This is a genomic window from Lentzea roselyniae, assembly GCF_039537795.1.
GTDB lineage: Bacteria > Actinomycetota > Actinomycetes > Mycobacteriales > Pseudonocardiaceae > Lentzea > Lentzea atacamensis.
Map to the genome: position 1 here is coordinate 1 of NZ_BAABBE010000056.1, position 24943 is coordinate 24943.

General features: G+C 67.2%; 26 protein-coding genes and 1 rRNA gene. 10 read left to right on the forward strand and 17 right to left on the reverse strand.

The features are described 5' to 3' along the window. Positions 1-123: 123 nt before the first annotated feature. Genes ABFX45_RS43585 through ABFX45_RS43600 form a run of 4 tightly spaced genes read right to left on the reverse strand, consistent with a single transcriptional unit; the run spans position 124 to position 1514 of the window. Positions 124-540, reverse strand: a complete 417-nt coding sequence (locus tag ABFX45_RS43585) for a hypothetical protein (protein ID WP_146231936.1) — start codon at positions 538-540, stop codon at positions 124-126. Between the two features lie 43 nt (positions 541-583). Then, positions 584-847 (reverse strand): barstar family protein, encoded by a 264-nt coding sequence (locus tag ABFX45_RS46720; RefSeq protein ID WP_109642926.1) that lies wholly within the window; start codon positions 845-847, stop codon positions 584-586. Then, complete coding sequence (locus ABFX45_RS43595) at positions 844-1293, reverse strand: guanyl-specific ribonuclease (RefSeq protein ID WP_109642923.1); 450 nt, start codon at positions 1291-1293, stop codon at positions 844-846. Before ABFX45_RS43595 ends, ABFX45_RS46720 begins: the two co-directional genes overlap by 4 nt. Then, positions 1290-1514, reverse strand: a complete 225-nt coding sequence (locus ABFX45_RS43600) for a hypothetical protein (protein WP_109642921.1) — start codon at positions 1512-1514, stop codon at positions 1290-1292. The genes ABFX45_RS43595 and ABFX45_RS43600 overlap by 4 nt, the downstream gene beginning before the upstream one ends. A gap of 70 nt (positions 1515-1584) precedes the next feature. Here ABFX45_RS43600 and ABFX45_RS43605 point away from each other — a divergent pair, with 70 nt between their 5' ends. After that, the gene (locus ABFX45_RS43605) at positions 1585-2553 is read left to right on the forward strand and encodes a zinc-binding dehydrogenase (RefSeq protein ID WP_109642918.1); all 969 of its coding nucleotides are present in this window, start codon (positions 1585-1587) and stop codon (positions 2551-2553) included. Positions 2554-2668: 115 nt separating this feature from the next. Then, the gene (locus ABFX45_RS43610) at positions 2669-4093 is read left to right on the forward strand and encodes an amino acid permease (protein ID WP_112229085.1); all 1425 of its coding nucleotides are present in this window, start codon (positions 2669-2671) and stop codon (positions 4091-4093) included. Here ABFX45_RS43610 and ABFX45_RS43615 read toward each other — a convergent pair. From ABFX45_RS43615 to ABFX45_RS43630, 4 genes are all read right to left on the reverse strand, one after another. Further along, positions 4065-5597, reverse strand: coding sequence for a DUF885 domain-containing protein (locus tag ABFX45_RS43615; RefSeq protein WP_346136997.1), 1533 nt, complete (start codon positions 5595-5597; stop codon positions 4065-4067). The genes ABFX45_RS43610 and ABFX45_RS43615 overlap by 29 nt on opposite strands. Further along, positions 5597-7120 carry a DUF885 domain-containing protein gene (locus ABFX45_RS43620; protein ID WP_346136999.1) on the reverse strand — a complete coding sequence of 508 codons (1524 nt, stop codon included), beginning with the start codon at positions 7118-7120 and terminating at the stop codon, positions 5597-5599. The genes ABFX45_RS43615 and ABFX45_RS43620 overlap by 1 nt, the downstream gene beginning before the upstream one ends. Positions 7121-7130: 10 nt before the next feature. Beyond that, positions 7131-8177: a nitronate monooxygenase gene (locus ABFX45_RS43625; RefSeq protein WP_109642914.1), complete on the reverse strand. Its 1047-nt coding sequence runs from the start codon at positions 8175-8177 to the stop codon at positions 7131-7133. A gap of 109 nt (positions 8178-8286) precedes the next feature. Beyond that, the gene (locus tag ABFX45_RS43630; protein ID WP_112229084.1) at positions 8287-9738 is read right to left on the reverse strand and encodes a chitinase; all 1452 of its coding nucleotides are present in this window, start codon (positions 9736-9738) and stop codon (positions 8287-8289) included. A 99-nt stretch (positions 9739-9837) separates the two neighbouring features. Here ABFX45_RS43630 and ABFX45_RS43635 point away from each other — a divergent pair, with 99 nt between their 5' ends. Next, a complete protein-coding gene (locus ABFX45_RS43635; protein ID WP_233440302.1) occupies positions 9838-10269 on the forward strand; it encodes an HD domain-containing protein in 432 nt (143 codons plus the stop codon). A gap of 74 nt (positions 10270-10343) precedes the next feature. Next, entirely contained in the window at positions 10344-10571 is a 228-nt protein-coding gene (locus ABFX45_RS43640) for a hypothetical protein (RefSeq protein WP_109642908.1), read from the forward strand. Positions 10572-10626: 55 nt separating this feature from the next. Here ABFX45_RS43640 and ABFX45_RS43645 read toward each other — a convergent pair whose 3' ends face one another. Next, positions 10627-11712: a methyltransferase domain-containing protein gene (locus tag ABFX45_RS43645; RefSeq protein WP_346137003.1), complete on the reverse strand. Its 1086-nt coding sequence runs from the start codon at positions 11710-11712 to the stop codon at positions 10627-10629. Positions 11713-12173: 461 nt separating this feature from the next. Here ABFX45_RS43645 and ABFX45_RS43650 point away from each other — a divergent pair, with 461 nt between their 5' ends. Next, positions 12174-12779 carry a dihydrofolate reductase family protein gene (locus ABFX45_RS43650; RefSeq protein WP_346137005.1) on the forward strand — a complete coding sequence of 202 codons (606 nt, stop codon included), beginning with the start codon at positions 12174-12176 and terminating at the stop codon, positions 12777-12779. Between the two features lie 3 nt (positions 12780-12782). Here the strand turns inward: ABFX45_RS43650 and lepA are convergent, their stop codons facing one another. Next, positions 12783-14618 (reverse strand): translation elongation factor 4, encoded by a 1836-nt coding sequence (lepA, locus tag ABFX45_RS43655; RefSeq protein WP_109642901.1) that lies wholly within the window; start codon positions 14616-14618, stop codon positions 12783-12785. 245 nt (positions 14619-14863) lie between these two features. On the opposite strand from lepA, the gene ABFX45_RS43660 reads away from it, so the two are divergent. The 4 genes from ABFX45_RS43660 to ABFX45_RS43675 are packed head-to-tail and all read left to right on the forward strand — an operon-like array spanning position 14864 to position 17075. Further along, a complete protein-coding gene (locus ABFX45_RS43660) occupies positions 14864-16144 on the forward strand; it encodes a protein-glutamine glutaminase family protein (RefSeq protein WP_346137008.1) in 1281 nt (426 codons plus the stop codon). 12 nt (positions 16145-16156) lie between these two features. Beyond that, complete coding sequence (locus ABFX45_RS43665; protein ID WP_112229083.1) at positions 16157-16411, forward strand: hypothetical protein; 255 nt, start codon at positions 16157-16159, stop codon at positions 16409-16411. Positions 16412-16430: 19 nt separating this feature from the next. Then, positions 16431-16628, forward strand: coding sequence for a hypothetical protein (locus ABFX45_RS43670; protein WP_346137010.1), 198 nt, complete (start codon positions 16431-16433; stop codon positions 16626-16628). An 18-nt stretch (positions 16629-16646) separates the two neighbouring features. Beyond that, positions 16647-17075 carry a type II toxin-antitoxin system PemK/MazF family toxin gene (locus ABFX45_RS43675; RefSeq protein ID WP_211337800.1) on the forward strand — a complete coding sequence of 143 codons (429 nt, stop codon included), beginning with the start codon at positions 16647-16649 and terminating at the stop codon, positions 17073-17075. Here the strand turns inward: ABFX45_RS43675 and ABFX45_RS43680 are convergent. The 5 genes from ABFX45_RS43680 to ABFX45_RS43700 all read right to left on the reverse strand — a co-directional run bounded on the left by ABFX45_RS43680 (position 17060) and on the right by ABFX45_RS43700 (position 21559). After that, positions 17060-17233 carry a DUF397 domain-containing protein gene (locus ABFX45_RS43680; RefSeq protein ID WP_325049724.1) on the reverse strand — a complete coding sequence of 58 codons (174 nt, stop codon included), beginning with the start codon at positions 17231-17233 and terminating at the stop codon, positions 17060-17062. The genes ABFX45_RS43675 and ABFX45_RS43680 overlap by 16 nt on opposite strands. After that, positions 17211-18056, reverse strand: coding sequence for a helix-turn-helix domain-containing protein (locus ABFX45_RS43685; RefSeq protein WP_112229080.1), 846 nt, complete (start codon positions 18054-18056; stop codon positions 17211-17213). Before ABFX45_RS43685 ends, ABFX45_RS43680 begins: the two co-directional genes overlap by 23 nt. A gap of 65 nt (positions 18057-18121) precedes the next feature. After that, positions 18122-18964, reverse strand: coding sequence for a transglutaminase family protein (locus ABFX45_RS43690; RefSeq protein ID WP_109642890.1), 843 nt, complete (start codon positions 18962-18964; stop codon positions 18122-18124). 2 nt (positions 18965-18966) lie between these two features. Continuing rightward, positions 18967-19914 (reverse strand): alpha-E domain-containing protein, encoded by a 948-nt coding sequence (locus tag ABFX45_RS43695; protein WP_109642887.1) that lies wholly within the window; start codon positions 19912-19914, stop codon positions 18967-18969. A 13-nt stretch (positions 19915-19927) separates the two neighbouring features. Further along, positions 19928-21559, reverse strand: coding sequence for a circularly permuted type 2 ATP-grasp protein (locus ABFX45_RS43700; RefSeq protein WP_233440301.1), 1632 nt, complete (start codon positions 21557-21559; stop codon positions 19928-19930). Positions 21560-21649: 90 nt separating this feature from the next. On the opposite strand from ABFX45_RS43700, the gene ABFX45_RS43705 reads away from it, so the two are divergent. Continuing rightward, positions 21650-23857, forward strand: a complete 2208-nt coding sequence (locus ABFX45_RS43705; protein ID WP_346137014.1) for a P-loop NTPase fold protein — start codon at positions 21650-21652, stop codon at positions 23855-23857. Here ABFX45_RS43705 and ABFX45_RS43710 read toward each other — a convergent pair. Then, complete coding sequence (locus tag ABFX45_RS43710) at positions 23854-24675, reverse strand: SMP-30/gluconolactonase/LRE family protein (protein WP_346137017.1); 822 nt, start codon at positions 24673-24675, stop codon at positions 23854-23856. The genes ABFX45_RS43705 and ABFX45_RS43710 overlap by 4 nt on opposite strands. 146 nt (positions 24676-24821) lie before the next feature. Beyond that, a 5S ribosomal RNA gene (gene rrf / locus ABFX45_RS43715) occupies positions 24822-24938 on the reverse strand. Positions 24939-24943: the final 5 nt, after the last annotated feature.

The following is a 24943-nucleotide window of genomic DNA, read 5'->3' on the forward strand; positions in this document are numbered from 1 at the left end:
CTTCACCCCGCACCCGCGTTCACACACCGAGGCCTGGTCACACTGGCGACGACGCCACCAACACCGCGCCCGGCAATGCCACTACCAGCGACGACTCAAAGATCACGGCCTGCGGCTGTAGTACTAGAACCAGCCCGTGCACTCGATGACGCCCTGCGACGACCCGCAGGCGCGCATCACCTTGCCGTCGTTCTTGAACGCGTCGGTGTACTTCGCGCTACCCGAGTCGATCCGTGTGTACCCGAGGAACCCCTCGTGCTCGTTGGCCGAGGGGTCCTTGCGGTCCGTCCAGATCTCCTCACCGGGCGTGCCGTAGGAGATGCGGCCCCACGCGCACTTGGACTTGTTCGACGCGCGCAGCTCGATCACGCGACCGTTCTGCATCGTCACCGGGTTGTCGCCGTCGATCGTGTCGAACGGGGTGAAGGGCTCCTCCTGGGAGCAGTCGGGGTCACCAGCGAACGACGCGGCGGGGCAAAGCACACCAACAACTGCTACGACGCCGAGCGCACAGCTCAAACGGCGGAATTGCGTTCCCATGGAGCTGCACTGTCCACTCCAGACGGGAGAAGCGCAGCCCCTGTCACCGTTCTGTGCGAATGACGCGCAGTTTCCGGTCACCTGATTCAGCGGTCCGTTTCGCAGCGTCACGCAGCACGCCCGAAACGGAAGAGTCCAAATCGACCGGCACGACCAGCACGTACTCGCCCGCGGGCAGCCACGACAGGTCGGTCAGGCTGTCGTACAACGCGTCCAGGTTCTGCCCGAACCAGGATGGAAAGTCCAACGCCTCGGCAATGGCCGAGATCGCCGCGGACTTCTCCGAAACGAGAATGTGCCGTTTCATTTCGTCACATCCACGACGACGAACGACGAATAGTGGTCGGCGGTGTAGAAGACTTCCTTTCCCGCACCGGTCACGAGCCGGCGTGCACCGCGGTCGGGACTGCCCGGCGTCGGCACCGTGTACTCCTTGTAGTACCCGGACTTCTGCTGCGGCAGTCGCTTCTCCCGGTTCTCGAACGTCACGCCGTCGTTGCGCGGGTACGGGAACGGGCCCTTCGACTCGATCAGCTTCCAGGTCGCGGAGGCCTCGGCCGGCAGCTTCGACAGCGGCTCGATGTCGAGGCCCGAGTTGGCGCCGGGCACCTTCTCGGCCTGCGCGGCACTCGTGACGACCGGCTTCGAGACGCCGGGAGGCGGCCCGGACGTGTTGTCCTTGACGAACCACCCGATCACGACCAGAGCGACGAGCCCGACCAGTGCGACGGTCAGGCGACGACCAGGACTCACGCGGCGACCTTCTCCGACTCGGGCTCAGGCTCGGGCTCCGGGGCCAGGTCGGAACCCGACGCCGGGTTCTTCGCGCCCCAGTCCGCGACGCGGTCGATCAACCGCGCCACGCCCAGGCAGAGCGGCAACACCACGATCATCACGACGGGGAACTGCACGGCGACGGGCAGCTGCACGACCCACAGCTCGACCCCGTCCCACCACTGCACCAGCCAGTCCACCCGCCCCACCCTAGTCTCGTGACCGGTGTCACGGCATTTGACCAGGTGCACGGTAGGTATGTTGCGAACCATGTTCGCCGTTTACGCAGCAGAACCCAGTCCCGAGAACCCGCTGGCCTCGCTTCGAGTCGGCGAGCGCCCAGAGCCCGAGGTCCCCGCCGGGTGGGTGCGCGTCGCGGTCAAGGCGGCCAGCCTCAACATGCACGACCTGTGGACGTTGCGCGGCGTCGGCATCAAGCCGGAGCAGTTCCCGATGATCCTGGGCTGCGACGGCGCCGGCACCCTCGACGACGGCACCGAGGTGGTGCTGCACTCGGTCATCGGCGACCCGAACTGGTCGGGCGAGGAGACGCTCGACCCGAAGCGAACGCTGCTGACCGAGAAGCACCAGGGCACGTTCGCCGACTACGTCACCGTTCCCGCCCGCAACGCGCTGCCCAAGCCGGTGGACCTGTCGTTCGCCGAGGCCGCCTGCATGGGCACGGCCTGGCTGACCGCCTACCGGATGCTGTTCGTGAAGTCGGGCCTGCGCCCCGGCCAGACGATGCTCGTGCAGGGCGCGTCGGGCGGCGTGTCGACCGCGCTCATCCAGCTCGGCCGTGCCGCCGGCTTCCGCGTCTGGGTCACCGGCCGCACCGAGGAGAAGCGCGCGCTGGCGGCGTCCCTCGGCGCCCACCAGACCTTCGAGTCCGGCGCGCGCCTGCCCGAACGGGTCGACGCGGTGTTCGAGACCGTCGGCAAGGCCACCTGGTCGCACTCGATGAAGGCGCTCAAGCCCGGCGGCATCGTCGTGATCTCCGGCGCCACGTCCGGTGACGCGACGGCGGCCGAGCTGCAGCGGTTGTTCTTCCTGCAGCTGCGCGTGGTCGGCTCGACCATGGGCACGCGCGAGGAGCTGGGCGATCTCATCCAGTTCTGCGCGCTCAACGGCCTCAAGCCGCAGATCGGTGCGGAGCTCAAGTTCGAGGACGCCGAGCAGGGCCTCAGGTCGATGCTGGAAGGCGAGACCGCCGGGAAGATCGTCTTCACGCGCGAGTAGGTAAACAGCTCGATCGGCCAAAAGTGGATCCCTTGATTGGTGGGTTCGGACAAACCGCGTGACAGTTGACGCGCATAGGTTCGCCCGGACCCACCTTCATCGAGGGAGCTGAAGCATGAGTACCGCGCAGGGCGTCTTCAGGCGCAAGCCCATCGACCAGATCGCGGAGGACAAGGGCGACGGGCTCACCAGAACGCTGGGCCTGTGGCAGCTGACCGCGATCGGCATCGGCGGCATCATCGGCGCGGGCATCTTCTCGCTCGCGGGAGCCGTCGCGAACAAGACCGCCGGCCCGGCCGTGCTGATCTCGTTCCTCGTGGCCGGTGTCGCGAGCGCCGCGGCGGCGTTCTCCTACGCGGAGTTCGCCGGCCTGATCCCCAAGGCGGGCAGTGCCTACACCTACGGCTACGCGGTCCTGGGCGAGATCGTCGGCTGGTTCATCGGCTGGGACCTGCTGCTGGAGTACACCGCGATCGTGGCGGTGGTCGCGATCGGCATCTCGGGCTACTTCACGGAACTGCTGAGTCTGCTAAACATCCAGCTGCCCCAATGGATGCTGGGCGCACCGGGTACCGAGGGCGCCGACGTCGCCGCGGGCACGTACAAGGTGAACCTGTTCGCGGTCGTGCTGTGCCTGCTGATCGCGTACGTGCTGAACATGGGCATGAAGAACGCGGCTCGGTTCGAGACCACCCTGGTGTACCTGAAGATCGCCGTGGTGCTGCTGGTGATCGTGGTCGGTGTCTTCCACATCAACACCGACAACTACAACCCGTTCTTCCCGTTTGGACTGACGGGCGCTTTCACCGGTGCCGCAACGGTCTTCTTCGCGGTGTTCGGCTACGACGCCATGAGCACAGCCGCCGAGGAGTCGAAGGACTCGCAGCGGCACATGCCCAAGGCGATCATCTACTCGCTGGCGATCTCGATGGTCCTCTACGTGCTGGCGTGCCTCGTGCTGACCGGCATGGTCAACTACAAGGACGTCGACTCGGAAAGCGCGTTCGCCACGGCGTTCGCGGACATCGGCTTCCACTGGCTGGGCATCATCATCAGCGTCGGCGCGATCCTCGGCATCACGACCGTGCTCTTCACGTTCCTCCTTGGCGCGGCCCGCGTCGGCTTCTCGATGAGCCGCGACGGCCTTCTGCCCCGATGGTTCGCGAAGACGCACCCGGTGAAGCACGTCCCGTCGCGCATCACCTGGGTGCTGGGCGTGGCCTCCGCGGTCATCGCCGGTTTCCTGCCGATCGCGGAGGCCGCCGAGCTCACCAACATCGGCATCCTGCTGGCGTTCGTCGTCGTCTGCATCGCCGTGATCGTGTTGCGCTACAAGCAGCCCGACCTGCCGCGCACGTTCAGGACGCCGGGCATGCCGGTGGTCCCGATCATCGGCGTGGTGTTCTCGATCTGGCTGATCACGTTCCTCACGCCGGAGACCTGGCTGCGGTTCGCGGTCTGGTTCCTGATCGGCCTCGTCATCTACTTCGCCTACTCGAAGCGCAACTCCGTCATGCAGAAGCAGCAGTCCAAGCGGTAACCAGATCACCGAGGACGGGGAGCGGCACCGCGCCGCTCCCCACCACCAGGTCGTGGAACGCCTTCACGTCGAACCGATCGCCCAGCTTCTCCTCGGCCTCCGCGCGCAACCGCTGGATCTCCAGGCGCCCCACCATGTACGCCAGTGCCTGGCCGGGCATCTCGATGTACCTGTCGATCTCGGCGTTGATCTCGGGCTCAGGCATCACCGTGTTCTCGCGCAGGTAGTCGACAGCCTGCTGCCGAGTCCACCCGAACGCGTGCAGGCCCGTGTCGACCACCAGCCGCCCGGCGCGCATCGCGTCGAGGCCCAGCATCCCGAGGCGTTGCTCGTCCGACGAGTAGAGGCCCATCTCGTCTGCGAGCCGTTCGGTGTAGAGGCCCCAGCCTTCGAGGTAGGCCACGATGAACGCGAACCTGCGGATGTTGTGCATGTCGGTCTCGGCCGCGATCGACAGCTGGTAGTGGTGGCCGGGCACCGCCTCGTGGAACGCCGTCGCCTCGGACAGGGTCCGGCTGCGCTGGGTGGCGCCCAGAGGGTTGAGCCAGTACGTGCCGGGCCTGCTGCCGTCCAGCGGGGCGGGCAGGTAGAACGCGATGCCCGCGGTTTCGCGTTCCGCCTCGTCGACGGCGCGCACCTGGCAGCCCACCTTCGGCATGCGGCCGAACCACTTCGGCGCCTCAGCCTCGGAGCGTGCGATCGCCTCCACGGCGCTGGCGATCATCTCGTCTTCGTTGTTCCACAACAGTTCTGTGCGCAGCCTGTGAAAGATCTCAGGCACGTCGCTCGTGCCCCACAGCCGTGAACCGATCTCCGCGTACTCCTCGCGCAACGAGGCGACCAGGTCGAGACCCAGCCGGTGCAACTCGTCCGGGGTGTGCGAGGTGGTCGTGTTGTCACGGACCAGCTTGAGGTAGTTCTGCTCGCCGTCCGGCAGCCAGCACAGTCCCGGCCTGTCGTCGCCGCGGCCGTCCTCGATCGAGGTCAGCACGTCGCGGAACCCGGCGATGGCCGAGCGGATCTCCGTCGAGAAGTCCCCTTCCCACTCCTGCGTGGGTGCGGCCAGGAACCTCTCCAGGCGCGTCGTGGCGGCCTGGAGGTGACGGCGCAGCGGCCTGCGGTCGGAGTTCTTGACCCGTTCGCCCGCCTGCTGGATGTAGCGGGCGAACTTGTCGAGCCGCTGCGACATGTCGAGCTGCGACGCGAGCATGAGCAGGCCGTTGACCGGTGCGCTCAACCCGGTCGCCACGGTGTGCTCGATCAGCCTGGCGTCGATGCGGGTCACGATCGACTCGCCCTGGTGCCGGATGACGGCGAGCGTGACGGGATCCTCGTCGCTCGTGCCGGCCCTGCGCAGGATGTCGGCGATCCGCGCCCGCAGCGCCTGCTCGCCCTCCACGCTCAGGTCTTCCAGCTTGTCGTCCCACCCCGGCAGGCCGTACATCGTGGATGCCAGCGGCGACCAGTCCATGGACGCCTGGAACATCTCATCCGCGAGCGACATCAGGCCCTCCTAGACCACGTGGTGACAAGATCGCCCAGGGTGGACAGCGGCACCACGCCGTTCTCCAGCACCAGGTCGTGGAACGCCTTGATGTCGAACCGATCACCCATCGCTGCCTCGGCCTCACCGCGCAACCGCTGGATCTCCAGGCGCCCCACCATGTACGCGAGCGCCTGTCCCGGCGTCTCGATGTACCTGTCGACCTCGGAGTTGATCTCCGTGTGGTCCATCGTGGTGTTGTCGCGCAGGTAGTCGACGGCTTTCTGCCTGGACCACCCGAACGCGTGCAGGCCCGTGTCGACGACGAGCCGCCCGGCGCGCATCGCGTCGAGGCCGAGCATGCCGAGACGCTGCTCGTCGGACGAGTACAGGCCCATCTCGTCGGCCAGCCGCTCGGTGTAGAGGCCCCAGCCCTCCAGATAGGAGTCGATGAACGCGAACTTGCGCACGTTGCTCAGCTCGGTCTCGGCGGCGATCGAGAGCTGGAAGTGGTGGCCGGGAATCGCCTCGTGAAACGCCGTGACCTCGGACACCGTGCGGCTGCGTTCAGTGGCGCGCAACGGGTTCGCGAAGTACGTGCCGGGACGGGAGCCGTCCAGCGCGGCGTCCTCGTAGTACGCGAACGGAGCGCTCTCGCGGTCCATCTCCGGCACGAACCGGACCTCGCAACGCGCCTTCGGCAGCCGCCCGAACCAGTTGGGCGCCTCGGCCTCGGCCCGCGCGACGGCCTCCACCGCACTCGCGAGCATGTCGTCCTCGTTGTCCCACAACAGCTCCGTGCGCAACCGGCGGAAGATCTCCGGCACGTCGGTCGTGCCCCAGACGCGTGAGCCGATCTCGGCGTACTCCTCGCGCAACGCCGCGATCAGGTCGAGCCCGAGCTGGTGCAGCTCGGGCGGGGTGTACGAGGCGGTCGTGTAGTCGCGGACCAGCTTGCGGTAGTTCTCCTCGCCCTCCGGCAGCCAGCAGATGCCCGCGTGCTCGTCGTCGCGCCCGTCCAGTGAGAGCAGGAACTCGCGGTACCGGGCGAACGCCGGACGCAGGTCCGCGTCGCCCTCCCACTCCTGAACCGGCCCGGTGAGGAAGCGTTCGACGTGGGCCGCCCCGCTCTCGACCAACCGGCGCAACGGCCTGCGGTCGGTGTTGCGCAGCCGCTCCGTGGCCTGGTCGAGGAAGCGGGGCACGAGGTGCCGCCGCTGCGAGAAGTCGACGTGGGACGCCCTCCTGAGCAGTACCGCGACCGGCGCGTTCAACCCGCGGGACACGGTGTGCTCGACCAGCCTGGCGTCGATCTTGGTGATGATCGAGGTCGCCTGGTGCCTGATCACGTCCTTTGCGACCTGGCTCTCGTCGCTGGAGTCGACGCGGCGGAGGATGTCCGCCAGCCTGGCGCGCAGGGCCTGGTGGCCGTCGACGCTGAGGTCTTCGAGCCGGTCGTCCCAGCCGGGCACGCCCACGAGCGTCGCGAACATCGGCGACCAGTCCATCATCGCCTGGAAGGTCTCATCGGAGAGCGAGGTCACGCCCTCCTTCTTAGCTGCGCTTGAAGCGCTCCGCCAAGGAATTGACCACTTCGATGAGCTCCGCGTGGAGCCTTCGCACGATGTCGGCCGCCGGTTCGGCCGTCGCGAGCGGGTAGGTGGTGCCGGCCCACAGCGACATGACCTCAAGCTCACCGGTAGCGCGCACCGGCTTCGTGAGGTGGTGCACGTTCGGGTACGCGGCGGGCGCGTGCGGGGTGTGCTCGATCAGGAACCGGTTCACGAGCCCTCGCGCCGGACGTCCGCTGAACGCCCGCGTGAGCGCCGTCCGGCGGGCCCCTTCCGCGAGTGCTTCCCGGTGCGCCGCAGAGGTTCCCGCCTCCGGGCAGCCGAGGAACGCGGTGCCGAGCTGCGCCGCGACCGCCCCCGCCGCCAGCACCGCGGCGACGTCGGCGCCGTTCATGAGCCCACCGGTCGCGATCACCGGAAGATCGACGGCGTTGCGGACGAGCGTCAACGCGGCCAGCGTCCCGTACAGCTCGCCACCGCCGGGCGAGATGCCGTCGTCGGTGAACGTGCCGCGGTGCGCTCCGGCGTCCGCGCCCTGCACGCACAGGACGTCCGCGCCGATCTGCTGAGCCTGCCGGGCCTCGCTGGGCGTGGTGACCGTGACGACGATCGTGGTGCCGGTCGCCTTGAGCCGCTGCACGTCGTCCACGTCGGGCAGCCCGAACGTGAACGACACCACCGGAACCCGCAGCGCCAGCACCAGTTCGAGCTTGGCCCCGTAGTTGTCGTCGTCCCAGCGCGGATCGCCGGGCACCGCGCCGACCTTCTTCGCGCAGGCCTTGACACGATCCACGTAGGACGAGATGTCGGCGGTCGGCCGGGTGCCGGGCACGAAGAGGTTGACCCCGAACGGCTTGCTCGTGAGCTGGCTCGTCTGGCCGATCCTGTCCGCGAGCTGCTCGACGGTGAGGTAACCGGCCGCGAGGAACCCGAACCCGCCGGCTTCGCTCACCGCGGCGACCAGCTCGGGGGTGGAGGCGCCGCCCGCCATCGGCGCGGCGATCACGGGCACGGCGAGCGTGTGGAACATGAGCACAACCTAGTTGGATCGGGCGATGGATGCCCGGTAAAGCCCCTGTGTCCTTGATGACGCAAGGAAACAGGGGCTTCACCCGCGGTTACGACGGACGGGCCATCATCTAGGGCAGGGAGTCCAGATGAGGGGCGACCGTGTTGGCGAACTGCCAGTTGTTCGACGCGTCCCAGTTGATCGACCAGGTCATGGCGCCGCGGATCGACGGCCAGGTCGTGCTCGGCTTGAACGTCCCGCAGCTGGTGCCGCGGGCGAGACAGCTGAGCGCGTTGTTGACGTTGGTCGGCGACTGGTAACCGCCACCGGCTCCGGACGGCGACGCGGGCAGGCCGAGACCGACCTGGTCGGGACGCAGGCCGTTCTGCAGCTGGATGCACGCGAGCGCGGTCAGGAAGTTCACCGTGCCCTGGCCGTAGACCTGCTGGTCGCAGCCGAGCATCGTGCCGGAGTTGTAGTACTGCATGTTGACGATCGTCAGGATGTCCTTGATCGACAACGCCAGCTTGAAGTACTCGGCACTGGTGTTCTGCATGTCGATCGTCTGCGGTGCCATCGTGATCACGGTGCCGCCACCGGCGTGGATGCTGCGCAGCGCCTGCGCCATGTAGGTGGCGTTGACGCCGTTCTCCAGGTCGATGTCGACGCCGTTGAACCCGTAGGTGGAGATCAGGCTCTTGACGCTGTTGGCGAAGTTGGTCGCCGCGGCGGAGTTGTCGACGCGGATCGTGCCGAGCTCACCGCCGACCGAGATGATCACCTTCTGCCCGCGCCCCTGCAGGGTCTTGATGTCGGCGCGGAACTGCGCGTCGGTGTAGCCGCCGAGCTGGCTGCTGAGGCCGGAGTCGAGGTTGAACGCGACCGCACCGGGCGTCGACGTCGCGTCGGCGAACGCCACCGCAACGATGTCGTAGGTGGTGGGGACGTCAGCCAGCCTCAGAGCGCGCGCACCGTTGTAGAAGTTCTGCCAGTAGCCCGTCAGAACGTGCTTGGGCAGACCGGTGTTCGGCGGGTTGCTGGTCGTCGTGGTGGTGGTAGTGGTCGTGGTGGTCGTCGTCGTGCTCGTGGTCGTCGGCGGCGTGCCGGGACCGTCGAGGCTGACGTCGTCGGCGTAGTAGGCGGGCTGGCCGTACCAACCGTGCACATAGATCGTCACGCTGGTCGCCGCTCCACTGTTGAAGTCGACGGTGAGCTGCTGGAAACCGCTGGTGCCCGGCGTCCAGGTTTGCGCGCCACCGTTCACGCCGAGGTAGACGTAACTGCCCTGCACCCACGCGCTCAGCTTGTAGGCCGTGTTCGGTTGCACCGTCACGGTTTGCTGGCACTTCGCGTTGCTCTGCCCGGCCGGCGCCCCTTGGAGCGCGTAACTGCCGGTGCGCTTCGTGCTCGTGCTGACGCTCGTGCCCTCGGTACAGGTCCAGCCACTCAGGTTGCCGGCCTCGAAGCCGCTGTTGGCCGCGAGGTTCGCGGCTGCGGCGTTGCCGTTGATCACCAACACCAGACCGGCGCAGGCAAGCAGCGCGGACAGCAGCGCTATGGCTGCTCGTCTGGTCTTGGACATGGTCCACCTCCACACATCATGCGGCGGCCATGCTGTGAGTTGGACTAAAAATGGACTAGACCACTGCACCGGGTCAAGCCTTGATTTAGCTTGATGCGCGTGTTCACCCTCGAAGACGCGATCACGATCGCCACCGCCGCCCACGACGGCCAGGTCGACAAGTCGGGCCGGCCCTACATCGGACATCCGTTGCGCGTGATGGCATCCGTATCGGGCGAACACGCGCAGATGGCCGCCGTTCTGCACGACGTCATCGAGGACACCCCGGTGACCGCTTCGGAGTTGTTGTCCCGCGGATGCCCTGCTGCCGTGGTCGACGCCGTCGTGGCGTTGTCGCACCTGCCGGACGAGCCCCAGGCCGACTATCTGCGCCGGGTGGCCGCGAACCCGTTGGCGGTGACCGTGAAGCGGGCGGACATCGCCGACAACCTCTCCCCCGCGCGGATGGCCCGTCTGGACGCCGCTGTGCAGGAGCGCCTGCAGGCCAAGTACGCGACCGCGCTGAGGTTGCTCGACGAGTTCGTGAGTTAACTAACCTTCTTCATCGGTACAGGTCGGCTGAGCAGGGTGTATTATCGAATCGTAACCAAGATTGGAAGGACACGATGACCCGCCACGACCTGTCCGTGAAGTCCCTGCGCTCGAGCCTGGCCTCCCGCCGTGACGCTCGACTGAAGCGCCGGAGCCTGGAGCGGCAGTTGGCCAGCTACACCTCCGACAGCGACCGCCTCGAGCTGGACGCCATCATCTCCCGCCACAGCGCCGAGGAGACGAGCGAGCTCCGTTCGATCATCAACCGTCAGGCCATGGACCGGCTGATCCGTTCCGCCTGACAGGGAACATGAGTGGGCCACCCCGGCAGCGTTGCCGCGGGTGGCCTTTGCGTTTCTAGTACAACCGCTTGAGCGTGAGGACGTTGTCCAAGCGCGTCTCCTCCTGACCGTCCGGCCCCACCAGCGGCCGCCCCACCACCTCGTCGGTGATGACGATCCAGTTGTCCGCCAGCTTCAGGTGGTCCAGCACGTCCTTGGTCGTCGGGAAGTAGTAGTCCTGGTGCTCCGACCACGACGGCGCCCCGGCGTGCCCGCCGATGATCAGGTGCCCGCCCGGCGCCACCGCCTCCGAAGCCCGCTTCAGGATGCTGTTGCGCTCCCCGTCCTCCTCCACCGGTGAGTGCAGGAACTGAGCGCTGACCAGGTCGTACTCGCCGGCCGGGAACGTCTCCTTGAGGTCGTGCCGTTCCACCGCGATTTCGACGCCCTCGTCGTAGGCGTGCTTCAACGCCCGGTCCAGCGCCACCTGCGACACGTCCACGCCGAGCACCCGCCAGCCCCTCTTGGCCAGCCACACGACGTCACCGCCCTCAGCGCACCCGATGTCGAGCGCGCTGCCGGGCGTGAGGCGCTCGGCTTCCCGCACCAGCAACGGATTCGGCTTGCCGGACCACACCTGGTCCCGCTCCGAGTAGAAGGTCTCCCAGAACTCCTGTGCAGTCGTCATGACACCCAAGATGCTCGCGACCGTGCCGGAACGGCAACCTACGTTGCCAAAGCAGCAACGACGGCCGCGATGGCCGGCGGGTCGCCGTAGGTCCCGCGGAGATCTGCCGCGGAATCCGGGAATCTCGGTCGCACACACGTCCGGCCGGCGGTGGGCCTGCAGCGCGAGCCCCGGCAGCAGCGCCACCCCGGCACCGTCGGCCACAAGTGCTTGCACCACAACCATGTCATCGCCGTGCGACGCGATCCGCGGCGTGAAGCCGAAGCTCCGGCACACCGCGTCCAGCTCCTCCTGACACCGCTCGCACCCGCCGATCCAGGCAGAGCCCGAGTGGTCTGCGACGCTGTCGTCAGGGCGGGAGCTGATGAGGTGCAGAGGGTCGTCCCCGATGTGCACGAACCGGAACCCCTCGTCGACCGGCACGCCGGCGAACCGGAACACCAGCGCGACGTCGATCTCCCCGTGCCGCAGCATCTGCAACGCCTCGACGGGGTGCTCTTCGAACAGGGACAGCTCAGGCCCGGATGCTCCTGAGCCAGCACTCCTGCCGCCCGCGGCACCATCGTGGCCAGCGCGGAGGCGTTGGCAGCCAGCCGAACCCGCCCCGCCTGCAGCCCGACCTGCGCCGCCAGCTCGTCGGTCGCCGCGTCGACACGTCCCACGACCTCGGCGGTTTCAGCCAAGAGAAGCACTCGGACGGGTGAACGATGTCCCAATCCACGCCTGGCCGCGTCTAGTAGATGTCCCGAAAACATGGTCATCTTCGCCGCGCCAGAAGGAAGGGGGCGGGCAGGCAGCGACTGCAGGCTGCAGCCCCACATCGACGATGACGGAACCCGTACCACCAAGGATGCCAAGCCACATAAACGATGTCGACGCAGGCCCCGCAGGTTTGCCAATGGACGTCACACCGCGACGAGGTCCACGCTGGTCCGATGCCCAAGGTGACGTGCGACCTGACGATTTCCCTCGACGGCTACTCCGCCGGCCTCAACCAGTCCGAGGACCGTCCGTTCGGCGACGACGGCGGCGACGGCTGGGGCAGCAGGCTCCACGCCTGGTTCGAAGACCCCGACGAGCGGCAGCTGCAGATGGACAAGCTGGCCCAGACCAAGGCGTTCATCATGGGCCGCAACATGTTCGGCCCCGTGCGCGGCGAGTGGGATCGCCAGTGGAACGGCTGGTGGGGCGACAACCCGCCGTATCACGCACCGGTCTTCGTGCTCACCCACCACCCGCGCGAACCGCAGCCGATGGAGGGCGGCACCACGTTCCACTTCGTCACCGATGGCATCGAAGCCGCGTTCAAGCTCGCGCGCGAAGCGGCCGGCGACGGCAACATCTCCATCCACGGTGGCGCGACCACCGTCAACCAGTACCTCAAGGCAGGCCTGATCGACGAGCTGCGGCTGCGCATCGTGCCCATCACGCTCGGCGCCGGCACGCGGTTGTTCGAGGGCGTGCCGGCGCTCGATCTCGAGCAGGTGGAGTCGCGGACGGGCAACGGGTTCACGCACCTGACCTACCGCGTGAACCGGTGAGCCCTACTTCTTGCCCTTCGGCTCCTCAGTGGACAGTGCGGCGACGAAGGCCTCCTGCGGCACCTCCACGCGCCCCACCATCTTCATGCGCTTCTTGCCTTCCTTCTGCTTCTCCAGCAGCTTGCGCTTACGGGTGATGTCACCGCCGTAGCACTTGGCCAGAACGTCCTTGCGGATCGCGCGGATCGTCTCGCGCGCGATCACGCGGGAACCGATCGCGGCCTGGATCGGCACCTCGAACTGCTGCCTCGGGATCAGCTCGCGCAGCTTGGTCGCCATGCGCGTGCCGTAGCCGTACGCGTGGTCCTTGTGCACGATCGCGGAGAACGCGTCGACGGCCTCGCCCTGCAGCAGGATGTCGACCTTGACCAGCTCCGCCTCGGCCTCGCCGGACTCTTCGTAGTCCAGCGACGCGTAGCCGCGCGTGCGGGACTTCAGCGAGTCGAAGAAGTCGAAGATGATCTCGCCGAGGGGCATCGTGTAGCGCAGTTCGACGCGGTCCTCGGACAGGTAGTCCATGCCGCCCAGCATGCCGCGCTTGGACTGGCAGAGCTCCATGATCGCGCCGATGTAGTCGGACGGCGCGATGATCGTGCACCTGGTGACGGGCTCGTACACCTCGGCGCGCTTGCCCTCCGGCCAGTCGGACGGGTTCGTCACGACGTGCTCGGTGCCGTCTTCCATGATCACGCGGTAGACGACGTTCGGGGCCGTGGAGATGAGGTCGAGGCCGAACTCGCGCTCCAGGCGGTCGCGGGTGATCTCCAGGTGCAGCAGACCGAGGAAGCCGCAGCGGAAACCGAAGCCCAGTGCGGCCGACGTCTCCGGCTCGAACGTCAGAGCCGCGTCGTTGAGCTGCAGCTTCTCCAGCGCCTCACGGAGCTCGGGGTAGTCGGAGCCGTCGACCGGGTAGAGGCCCGAGTAGACCATCGGGCGCGGCTCGCGGTAGCCGGCCAGCGGCTGGGTGGCGCCCTTCTTCTCGGACGTGACCGTGTCGCCGACCTTCGACTGGCGCACGTCCTTCACGCCGGTGATCAGGTAGCCCACCTCGCCGACGCCGAGGCCGCGCGACGGCTTCGGCTCAGGCGAGATGATGCCGACCTCAAGGATCTCGTGGGTGGCACCCGTCGACATCATCTTGATGCGCTCGCGCGGCGTGATCTTGCCGTCGACCACCCTGATGTACGTCACGACGCCGCGGTAGGTGTCGTAGACCGAGTCGAAGATCATGGCGCGGGCCGGGGCGTCCGCCTCGCCGACCGGGGCCGGGACCTTCTTCACGACCTCGTTCAGCAGCTCGCCGACGCCGACACCGGTCTTCGCGGAGACGCGCAGCACGTCCTCCGGCTCACAGCCGGTGATGTGCGCGATCTCCTTCGCGTACTTGTCCGGGTCCGCGGCGGGCAGGTCGATCTTGTTCAGCACCGGGATGATGGTGAGGTCGTTCTCCATCGCCAGGTACAGGTTGGCGAGCGTCTGCGCCTCGATGCCCTGCGCGGCGTCGACCAGCAGCACGGCGCCCTCACAGGCCTCCAGAGCGCGGGACACCTCGTAGGTGAAGTCGACGTGGCCAGGCGTGTCGATCATGTGCAGGACGTGGTCCTGCCCGTCGACCTGCCACGGAAGGCGCACGTTCTGCGCCTTGATGGTGATACCGCGCTCCCGCTCGATATCCATGCGGTCGAGGTACTGAGCGCGCATCGCCCGCGCCTCGACGACGCCGGTGATCTGCAGCATCCGGTCGGCCAGGGTCGACTTGCCGTGGTCGATGTGCGCGATGATGCAGAAGTTCCGGATGAGCTCCGGCGACGTGAACGTCGTGTCGGCGAACGTGGTCAAGGTAGTCCTCAGCACGAAATCGGACGGGTGTCCCCTTATGGTCCCATAGCGGCCGGTGTGCCCTGCACCACTGGCCGGTCGAGACCCCGTGACCAGGTCCGCCCGGAGCCCTCGCCCGGAGCCCGGCTTCGTTAGCCCGACCGGCCACAAATCACTCCGTTGGCTCAACAAATTGAGAATTGACATGGGCCGACCGGGGCTTTCGGCTCTGTGCGCGTAATGCGCTCCCGCCATAAAATTCACCGATGCCGCGCGAAAACGTTCTGGTTGAAGAAGTCAGCGAGTTGACGGCCACAGCGGCCGCGGAAACGCGATATCGCGCCGTGGTGTTCGCCGGCGGCAGCAGTGCCCGGCTGGACCTCGAGGATTCCCGGGCGACGGGCTGGCTGGCCGCGCTGGAGGAGATGCGCGCGGCAGGGCTGACCGCCTACGTGGAGGTGGATCCCCGCACGGGAGCGATCGTCGAGCTGCTGTGCCCGCTGCCGGTCGTGGTCGGTGACCTGCGGGAAAGCGACGACGGAGTCGACGTCGAGCTGGTCGTCTCGCAGGCGCGGCATCGGCTGTCGCGCGGCAACCCGGACTTCGGCGAGTTGCTGGCCGCGCTGCGCCGGGCGTACGAGAGCCAGGAGCCGGTGCTCGTCACGGAAACCCTCGACGAGCACGAGATCATCGACGTCCGGCCAGACCCAAAAGTGCGCGCGGAAAGCGTGGAGGCCGGTGAGAGCGAAGTTCTCGGAACACCGGTGACGCTCGCCAAGGCGAACGAGATGTTCACCCTCGTCAACAATCGCACGGCGTGTTCCGCGAACCCGATCGCACCGGGAATTCCTTTCACGTATCCCGACGACGGGTGCTGGGGGCGCGCTCACGAGATGTGCCGGTTGATGATCGGCGCCGGGGTGCAGCCGGACAAGGTGTGGATCTACGGCGACCTGCGCGTGGTCAGCTTCAACAAGCCGGACTGCAACGTTCGCTGGGGCTGGCACGTGGCGCCGACGCTCACACTCACGACCGGTGAGACGTACGTGGTCGACCCGGCACTTTTCCCGAACCCGGTGCCGCGGGCGACGTGGGCGTCGGTGCAGGGCGACCCCGCCGCGAGCCTGGTGCCGACCGGCGCGGACGTGTTCTACCGGTCATTCGGCGGCGGGCTGACCTTCGACCCGACGTACAGCGAGACGAACTCGGTGCTCGCGCGGTACCGCACACAGCTGCAGCTCAGGGCGGCTGGTGCGAGCGGGCCGCCGCCGTACTTCAACTGCCTGACCCGGCCGCCGCGCACGCAGTTCTTCGGGACCATCGCGGGCAACACGAGCCACCGGTGGTTCACCTTCGGCTGGCCGGCGAACTGGCACGTGCTGTGGACGATCATGCCGACGCTGATCTGCCCCGGCACGCCGACGCTCTCGTGGTCGGTCGCGGTCGAACGGGCCGGCGCCACGCAGGCCACCTACTGGATCACCGTGACCAACTCCAGCCCGCACACGGTCCGCTTCGAGGGCCGCTACGACGTTCTCAGCACCTGATCGGGGGCCGCCATGTGGACCGGAACGCAGTTCAGCGCAAGTCTCGCACCCAACACCTCGCACCGGTGGTTCACCTGGGGATGGCCGGTCGGGTGGCACGTCGTCTGGTACGTCATGCCCACGTCCGCGGTGTCCGGCGCACCGCAGCTGGACTGGGACGTCGCGGTCGAGCGGGCGAGCTCGACCCAGTGCACGTACTGGATCACGGTCAAGAACCTGACCGGCGCCACGGTCACCTTCGACAGCCGGTTCGCGGTCCTGTCCTGACCACGTGAGGGGAATCAACGTGCGCATCGTGATCGAGCTCGACGTCACCGAGCAGGATGTCGTGATCAGGGTCAACCGGGAGGGACAGGCGGCGGTGGTCCGGTCCGTCGGACCCGCCGCGATCTCGGCGGGGCCCGCCGTCGCCGCACCCGCCGAACTGGCGGAGGACGGCGGCACGACGGACGCCGGCCCCGCCCCGGAGCGCAACGACGAGTGACGCGTCTAAGGTGCGTCCGTGCTGATCAACGGTGAGGACCCCCGTCCCGCGAAGGGCGCGGTCCGCGAGATCTACGACGCTGCACGGGCGACCAAGCTCGACTACTCCCCGCAGATGGACGGCGACGCCGACCCCGGTGAGGTCGTCTGGGCCTGGGTGCCGTTCGAGGAGGACGCCTCCCGCGGCAAGGACCGCCCGCTGCTGGTCGTGGGCCACGCGAACGGCGACCTGATCGCGCTGATGCTCTCCTCGAAGGAGCCGCGCGAGGACTACCTGGAGCTGGGCGCGGGCGCGTGGGACCGCGACGGCCGCCCGTCGTACCTGCGGCTCGACCGCGTTTTCGCGCTCGACTCGGACGACGACATCCGGCGTGAGGGTGCCGTCCTGGCACCCGCCGCCTTCGGTCGTGTCGTGGACGTCCTACGCGAACGTCACGGCTGGCGCTGAACGAACGCACGCCACGCGGGTGCGCTGAACATCAGCGTGCCCGCGTCGGCGTTCTTGGAGTCACGAACGAGCACGTCGTGGGTGAACGAGACCTCGACGCAGTTGCCGTCCTCGGTTGCGTCGCTGTAGCTGCTCTTACGCCAAGCGCGGTCCTGCATCATCGAGTTCCTCTCGCGGTCGGCCGACGAGCTCCGCCAGCCTGCTCCGCGATTGTTCCGCATCCAACGAGACCTCTTCCAGATGGTCGAAGAGAAGCCTCGTCCGCGCGATGGCGCCGGGATCTTGCACGAACACCTTCGCGAGATCGGTCTCGCCAAAGGCCACCGGCGCCGCTTTCTCGTATTCCCACAGCACACAACCGGACGAAGGAACCACGACGTCCGCAGGCACGATCCGGATGATGTGCGTGTCGAACAGCAGCCGGGCGTACTGGTCCTCCATGATCCGGTCGCTGCCGACTCGCTGCAGCAGCGCTAGTTCATGGACGTAGAACAAACAAGTCGGCCGATCGTGTCGGCGCAGGATCGTCTGCCGGTCCATGCGGAACTGGACGATCATGGGGATTCGTTCCTCGGCCACGAACCCACCGAGCCGGTACAGAGCGTCGGCGTACTCCGGTGTTTGCACGAGGCCCGGCACTGTCCGCGCGTCGTAGCTGGTGATCGTCTTGGCGGTCGACTCCGCCAGCGCGAGGGTGCGCGTGTTTCCCGGAACCTGCACCACGTACTCGTCGAACGCGTACTTGTACCGCTGGCGGAAGTCCTCGAAGTAGTCGATGTCCTTGCCGCACGCCGTCAGGAACTGCACGAGGTCGATCTCGCTCGCACGAACCTTTCCGTGCTCGATGTTCGACACCTTGCTCGGATCCCAGCCGAGGTTGACGGCCAGCGCGCGGCCGCCCATCCCGGTGCAGGTCTCTCGCAACCGGCGCAGCTCGTCCCCGAGATCCCTGCTGTACGCGGTGGATGTGATCACACTCATTCACCCGACGCTAGGCCTTGTCCGAGGTCCATAGAACAGGCTCATTCGGGTGAAAAAGACCAGCCCTATGCCAGCCGTGTGATGTCCACAGTGACCTCTAGCGCCGTAGCCGCCCCACCGGAGTAGATGCCCTTCAACGGCGCCACATCCGAGTAGTCACGTCCCAGCGCCACCCACACGTGCCGGGGCCCGACCGGGATCGCGTTGGTCGGGTCGAACCCCCACCAGCCACCGGTCCACGCCTCGATCCACGCGTGCGACTCACCGCGAACCGTCTCTCGCAGCGCACCGTCCTTCTTCGAATGCAGATAGCCGGACACATAGCGCGCCGGAATCCCCATACCGCGCAACAAAACCAACGTCAGATGCGCGAAGTCCTGGCAGACGCCCTTGCGCTCCTGCCACGCGTCCACGGCCGAACTGTGCACGCCCGTCGAGCCGGCCTGGTACTTGAGCTGCTCCCACACCCAGTGCGAGGCAGCCAGCACCGCGTCCGACGGCGAGTTGCCCTTCTTCAGCTCCCGCGCCTTCGTCAGCAGCTCACGGTTGCGCGGTGTGTAGCGCGTCGGCTCCAGGAACTCCGTGTACCGGTCGACGAGGCTGTCCGCCTTGACGTCCGCCCACGTGCCAGTGGTGACCGGTTCGATCTCCGCACTCGTCTCGACCACCGACGACGCGACGACCTTCAGCTCCGTGTGCGGCGCATGCAGGTCGAACGACGTGACCTCGGTGCCCCAGTAGTCCGTGTACCGGTACGCACGCGTCGCCGGATTCGTTTCAACACGAGAGACGACGACGTTCTGCCGTCGGTCACCACGCGGAGTCAGCCGCGCCTCGTTGTACGACTGCACAACCGGCGCCTCATACACATAACCAGTCGTGTGCACGACACGTACACGCCAGCTCATGGTCAGCCCACCTCGGTGTTCGTCCAGGCGACCCACGGCGCCACGTGGAAGTACTGCTGCGACACGGCCTCACCGACGTCGCGGACCGTTTTCTGCAGTGCCGCAAGACGTTTCGGCAGGTCGTCCAGCAAATCGTGCGGCCGCAGGAACTCCAGCTCACTGCGCGCCTTGCCCAGCAACCTGAGCGCCTCGGCTCGCGCCCCGACCCGCACCGACGGCTGGTTCTCCAGCTGCTCCAGGCACGACTCGGCCTGCCTCAGCGCGTGGAACACCGAGCGCGGAAACAGCCTGTCCAGCAACAAGAACTGCACCACCCGCGACGCGTCCAGCGCCCCACGATAGGTCCTCAGATACGTGTCGTGCGCACCGGCAGATCGCAGCACCGTGACCCATCCAGGAGACGAGGCCCGGTCCCCCACACGCGCCAGCAACAACCGCACGATCATGTCCACACGCTCGACCGACCGCCCCAGCACCAGGAACCGCCAGCCGTCATCCCGCGACATCGTGGAGTCGGCCAGCCCAGCGAACATCGCCGCCCGCTCTTCGACAAAGCTGAAGAACGCGTGCGGCCCCATCGTGCGCGCGTAGGTCTGCCGTTCCGCGACGGCGTTCCACATGCCGTTGAGGCACTCCCACATTTCGGTCGACACGACCTCGCGAGCACCACGCGTGTTCTCCCGCGCACTGTTCACCGAGCTGACGATCGAGCTGGGATTGTCCTTGTTGTAGGCCACCAGTTCGGTCAACGACCACACGTCGAACTGCTCCGCCCCGACCGGCGGCTTGATGCCCAGAACGGTCAGCAGCTGCCGTGACGTGGCGTCCGGATCGACCGTCGCGTCCTCCAACAGCTGATGAACCGAGACGTCGAGGATGCGCGCCGTGTCGTCCGCCCGTTCGACGTAACGGCCGATCCAGTACAGCGACTCCGCGTTGCGTGCCAGCATTTCGCGCGCCTCCCTACTGCTGCTGTTGTTGCTGTTGCTGGGACGTGGTCAGCTCCGGCCCCTGCTCGGCCGCAGCCGACTCCATTTCGGACGGTCCGGCCAGTCCCGGCTCCGCCAGCTCACGCTCCACAGTGGACGACTTGGCCGCCAGCACCCACGTGTCCTTGGACCCGCCGCCCTGCGACGAGTTCACGACCAGGCTGCCCTCCGGCAACGCGACGCGGGTGAGGCCGCCGGGCAGGACGAAGATGAAGTTGCCGTCGTTCACCGCGAACGGCCGCAGGTCGACGTGCCGCGGAGCCAGCTTGTCCCCGACCTTCGTGGGCACGGTGCTCAGCTGCACCACGGGCTGCGCGATCCACCCGCGCGGGTTGCTCCTGATCCGCTTCCGCAGCGAGTTCAGCTCCTTGACGCTCGCATCGGGCCCGAACACGATCCCGTACCCGCCCGACCCCTCGACGGGCTTCACCACCAGCTCGTCGAGGTGGTCGAGCACGTGCGCCCGCTCGTCCGTCAACCAACAACGGAACGTGTCGACGTTGGGCAGCAACGGCTTCTCGTTGAGGTAGTACTGCACGATCTCCGGCAGGTACGTGTAGACGAGCTTGTCGTCCGCCACCCCGTTGCCCACCGCGTTGGCCACCACGACGTTGCCAGCCCGCGCCGCGTTCAGCAGCCCCGCGATGCCCAGCACCGAGTCCGGCCGGAAATGCACCGGGTCGAGGAAGTCGTCGTCGATGCGCCGGTAGATGACGTCGACCTGCCGCTCACCCTCGGTCGTCCTGAGGTACACGAAGTTGTCGCGGCAGAACAGGTCCCGCCCCTCGACCAGCTCCACACCCATCTGCCGTGCCAGCAACGAGTGCTCGAAGTACGCGCTGTTCCCCAGGCCGGGGGTGAGAACGACAACGTTCGGATCCGCCGCGTTAGGCGCTGCAGCGTTCCTGAGCGCTCGCAGCAGGTGAACCGCGTAGTCGCCCACCGCGCGCACGCGATGTCGTGCGAACAGATCCGGGAACACCCGCGCCATCGTCCTGCGGTTCTCCATGACGTAGGAGACGCCGGACGGGCACCGCAGATTGTCTTCGAGGACCCGGAACGTGCCCTGCTCGTCCCTGACGAGGTCGACACCCGCGACGTGGATGCGCACCCCGTTGGGCGGGTTGATGCCGGCCGCCTCCCGGTGGAAGTGGTCGCAGCTCGTGATGAGACGCCGCGGCAACACTCCATCTCGGACGATCTGCGCGTCGCCGTAGATGTCCGCGAGGAACATCTCCAGCGCCCGCACCCGCTGCACGATGCCCTTCTCCAGCTTCGACCACTCACCGGCCGTGATGATGCGGGGAATCAGGTCGAGCGGAAACGGCCGCTCCTGGCCGCTGAGACTGAACGTGATGCCCTGGTCGACGAAGGCCCTGCCCAGGGCTTCGCTACGCGCGTTCAGCTCGTTGACCTGCGACGGAGCCACCGACTCGTACAGCGCGCGATAGGCCGATCGCACACCGTTGTCGGTGGAGAACATTTCGTCGTAGGCGCCGGCGTGCGGGCGTTGCGGATCCAGATAGCCGTTGAACAGCTCACCGAGCCTCGGCGTGGTGACCGTGCGGCTGCGGCGCAGTCCTGAGGTGCGGGCTCGGCGTTCCATGGTCCACATCTTCACCCCTGTTACGCCAAAAGCGCACTAGTCCGGGCAGACAGAAACCTCCTGGAAACGAAACTCGGTACCTTCCCAGGCGTGACCTCAGCCGACGGTTCGCAGATGACCATGGAGCGCGTCGTCGACTTCGAGCAGCCGATCACGGAACTCGCAGTGAACGCGGACGTCCGGGAAGACGTCTTGATCAGGGTGACGCTCGGGAGCAACCAGGCCGTGGTGCATGCCAACACCGGACAACGGTACGTGGGCACCAACCGGCTGCACTGGATCGTGGCCGGAGCGAACCGCCTCGCGACCCAGATCATCGGGAACATCGGCGCCGTGGCCGACCACGCCGATGTCGTCCTCCATCAGCGGGACGACAGGCGCGAGCTGCGCAGGTTGAAGGGTCACACCACGCCGGTCACGGCAATGGGCCGCTGCCGCACACTCGAGAAGATGCTGCTCGTGTCGGCGAGCGACGGTGGCACGATCCGCCTCTGGGATGTGGACACCGGTGAGCAGTTGCGACAGGGTGAAGGAGCGGCGCAAACCTCGGTACTACTCACCTACACCGGACCGGATGGACGGCCCCGCATCGTGTCCGGCAGCAGGACGGGCAAGCTGCGCATCTGGAACCCGCGGTTGCCGGTTCCACCCTTGACCGGCCTGGTGGTGACCCGCGGATTCAGCGACCGGGCGGCGCGTGAGGATCTCCTCAACCGCGGCACGCTGGTGCAGGCACTCAAAGACGTTCTGAAGCCGGGCGATGAAGATGCGCCGACCGTGATCACGGTGGAGGGCGCCTGGGGTTCTGGCAAGAGCACGCTGCTGGAGCTCGTCAAGCACAGGCTCGCGACCCCACCTGCCGAGGTCCCTCCTGGTCGCAGGCTCACCGTGTTCGCCGCAGACCGCAGGTTGTGGCGGTCGCGGACGAAGCCGCCGAAGGCCGAACCCTCGAAGATCAAGCTGCTGGCCAGACCGCTGGTCGTGTCGTTCAACCCGTGGCGGCACCAGTCGAGCGAGCAGGTGTGGGCAGGGCTCGCGAAGGCCGTGACCGAGGCTGCGGAAGCGGCGATGATGCCGCATCAGAACATCCGTGAGCGATACTGGTTCAGCCGCAACGCCGAGCGCGTGGACCGCCGCCACCTCCAGCGCCGGCTGTGGAGGCGGACCTTCTCGCCGCTGTTGTCACTCGCAGGTCTGGGTTTCGGGCTGTCGGTGCTGAACACCCTGACCAACCTGAAACTCGGCTGGGCCTGGTGGTTGACCGTCGGTCTGGCGGCTACCGGACTGCTGCACACGGGATGGAGATACCTGTTCGCCAGGGCCTCGGCATTCCTGCCGGGCGAGCTGTTCGCCGGGCCGGTTGTCAGCAACGCCTTCGCAGGCAACACAACGGATCCGTTGATTCGCGACCCGTATTACAACGCCCGCGCCGGGTACCTCTACCTCGTCCAGCACGACGTCGAGGCGTTGGTGAAAGACCTCGCCGTGCACCACCACGAACTCATCGTTCTGATCGACGATCTCGACCGATGCACCCCCCGTACGACGGCACAGGTGTTCGAGGCGATCAACGTGTTCTTGTCGGACGACTTCCCCGCCACGAAGTTCGTGCTGGGCCTCGACACGACCGTTGTCGCGGCACACGTCGACAACGCCTACAAGGAACTCGCCGACGCGAGGATCGTGACGCATCCCGACGACCCGAGTCCGGGTTGGACGTTTCTGCGCAAGCTCGTCCAACTACCGGTGCGGCTGCCGCGCACCACCGCGGACGACGTCGACCAGGTGCTGCTGGCGCAGCTCGGACCTGTACACCGCGAACGGCCGGCCGCCGAACTCACCGCCGAGGCTGCCATCACTGCCGACGCCGAAGTGATCAAGGCAGCGACACCGTACGAGGTCGAGCGGGAGATTGTCGCCATCGAGCGGCACCCAGAGGTCCGAGAGCACCTGCGGCGCCGGCTGCGGGCCCAGCCTGAGCAGTCAGTGCGAGAAGAGAAGCGGCTGCTGAACTCCTGGCAGTTTTACCTGCGAGTCCTGGAATCCACAGACGTTGAGGAGGCCTGTCACCTGGTCGCCGTCGCCGAAATCGCCACGCGGTGGCCTGCTTACCTCCACCGGCTGCGCGGTGGGTGGCAGGAGCTGGCCGGCGCGGTCGACGACGACGTCCGGTGGGGCGCCACGATCGCCAAGCTCGGGTTTGCCTACTCGGATCGCAAGGCCGAGGAAAACCTGCGGGAGCTGCTCCGCGACTGCGATGCGCAAGCGGTTGCGTGGCTGGCGAGCAGGCTGTTCTAGAGGCGGACCTTCAGCACGGTGCCGGAGGCGTGGGTGACGAACATGGTCTTCGTGCCCGGCAGGAAACGGGCCGCGGTCGGGTTCTTCAGGCCGTTGAGCAGGACGCAGCGGCCGCCGGTCCACGGGTCGACCTTGATGAGCTCGCCGCTGGTATAGGCGGTGACGTAGAGCTTGCCGTCCGGACCCACGGCGAGGTCGTCGAGGTTCTTGTCAGGGGCGCCGAGCTCGATGCGGGTCTGGCGGTTGCCGGTGATGCGGACGATGGCGGACTCCGGGTCGATGACGAGGTTGGTGAAGACGGTGTTGCCGACGGTGACGACGCCGTTGGGGTAGGCGAGGTCGATTCGGCGGACCAGTGTGCCTCTGCGGTCGAACTCGTACAGGCCGGTGAACGGGTCGGAGACGTAGAGGTGGCCGCGGGCGTCGAACTCGGCGCCGTTCGCGGAGCTGAGGGTGTCGCCGCCCACCCACACGACGGGCTTCGGCGTCAGGCGGACCACGCCGGACGGCTGGGGGCGGGTTTCGGGGCTGTCGTTGCCGAAGTTGACGTGCAGGACGCCGTCCTGGCCCTTGCGGATGGCGCCGGGTGCACGGAGGTCGTGTTTCTGCAGGAAGGTGCCGTCGAGGCGGTACTGCTCGATCTGGTTGCCGGTCAGGTTGGAGAGCCAGATCGTGTTGCCGTCGAACTCCAGGTTCTCGTACCAGGTGCCGGCGGTGTGGAACGTGGAGACGGTTGGCGCCGGGCAGCGGATCGGTGCGGCCTGAGCTGGGATCGCGGTGGTGGACAGGACGAGGCACAGCAGCGCGAGGATCCTCATCCGTCCGACGCTAGGGACGTGGCTGGGCGGACGCACCGGCTTTTCCGCCTGTCGGATCGCCGCCGATACGGTCGTTGCACGTCGGCAGAAAGTGAAATAGCCCTGCGGGAAGCGCTTTTGGCACTCAACCCGCAGGGCTAAATTAAGTTCGGCGGCGACCTACTCTCCCACACCGTAACCAGTGCAGTACCATCGGCGCAGAAGGGCTTAACTACCGGGTTCGGAATGGGACCGGGTGTTTCCCCAACGCTATAACCACCGAAACACT

What these genes read in the sequence shown, in the direction of transcription:
- ABFX45_RS43585 (WP_146231936.1), bottom strand. Translation starts at nt 540, where the DNA reads ATGGGAACGCAATTCCGCCGTTTGAGCTGTGCGCTCGGCGTCGTAGCA.
- ABFX45_RS46720 (WP_109642926.1), bottom strand. Translation starts at nt 847, where the DNA reads ATGAAACGGCACATTCTCGTTTCGGAGAAGTCCGCGGCGATCTCGGCC.
- ABFX45_RS43605 (WP_109642918.1), top strand. Translation starts at nt 1,585, where the DNA reads ATGTTCGCCGTTTACGCAGCAGAACCCAGTCCCGAGAACCCGCTGGCC.
- ABFX45_RS43610 (WP_112229085.1), top strand. Translation starts at nt 2,669, where the DNA reads ATGAGTACCGCGCAGGGCGTCTTCAGGCGCAAGCCCATCGACCAGATC.
- ABFX45_RS43615 (WP_346136997.1), bottom strand. Translation starts at nt 5,597, where the DNA reads ATGTCGCTCGCGGATGAGATGTTCCAGGCGTCCATGGACTGGTCGCCG.
- ABFX45_RS43625 (WP_109642914.1), bottom strand. Translation starts at nt 8,177, where the DNA reads ATGTTCCACACGCTCGCCGTGCCCGTGATCGCCGCGCCGATGGCGGGC.
- ABFX45_RS43630 (WP_112229084.1), bottom strand. Translation starts at nt 9,738, where the DNA reads ATGTCCAAGACCAGACGAGCAGCCATAGCGCTGCTGTCCGCGCTGCTT.
- ABFX45_RS43640 (WP_109642908.1), top strand. Translation starts at nt 10,344, where the DNA reads ATGACCCGCCACGACCTGTCCGTGAAGTCCCTGCGCTCGAGCCTGGCC.
- ABFX45_RS43645 (WP_346137003.1), bottom strand. Translation starts at nt 11,712, where the DNA reads ATGCTGCGGCACGGGGAGATCGACGTCGCGCTGGTGTTCCGGTTCGCC.
- ABFX45_RS43650 (WP_346137005.1), top strand. Translation starts at nt 12,174, where the DNA reads ATGCCCAAGGTGACGTGCGACCTGACGATTTCCCTCGACGGCTACTCC.
- ABFX45_RS43660 (WP_346137008.1), top strand. Translation starts at nt 14,864, where the DNA reads ATGCCGCGCGAAAACGTTCTGGTTGAAGAAGTCAGCGAGTTGACGGCC.
- ABFX45_RS43665 (WP_112229083.1), top strand. Translation starts at nt 16,157, where the DNA reads ATGTGGACCGGAACGCAGTTCAGCGCAAGTCTCGCACCCAACACCTCG.
- ABFX45_RS43680 (WP_325049724.1), bottom strand. Translation starts at nt 17,233, where the DNA reads ATGCAGGACCGCGCTTGGCGTAAGAGCAGCTACAGCGACGCAACCGAG.
- ABFX45_RS43685 (WP_112229080.1), bottom strand. Translation starts at nt 18,056, where the DNA reads ATGAGTGTGATCACATCCACCGCGTACAGCAGGGATCTCGGGGACGAG.
- ABFX45_RS43690 (WP_109642890.1), bottom strand. Translation starts at nt 18,964, where the DNA reads ATGAGCTGGCGTGTACGTGTCGTGCACACGACTGGTTATGTGTATGAG.
- ABFX45_RS43695 (WP_109642887.1), bottom strand. Translation starts at nt 19,914, where the DNA reads ATGCTGGCACGCAACGCGGAGTCGCTGTACTGGATCGGCCGTTACGTC.
- ABFX45_RS43700 (WP_233440301.1), bottom strand. Translation starts at nt 21,559, where the DNA reads ATGGAACGCCGAGCCCGCACCTCAGGACTGCGCCGCAGCCGCACGGTC.
- ABFX45_RS43710 (WP_346137017.1), bottom strand. Translation starts at nt 24,675, where the DNA reads ATGAGGATCCTCGCGCTGCTGTGCCTCGTCCTGTCCACCACCGCGATC.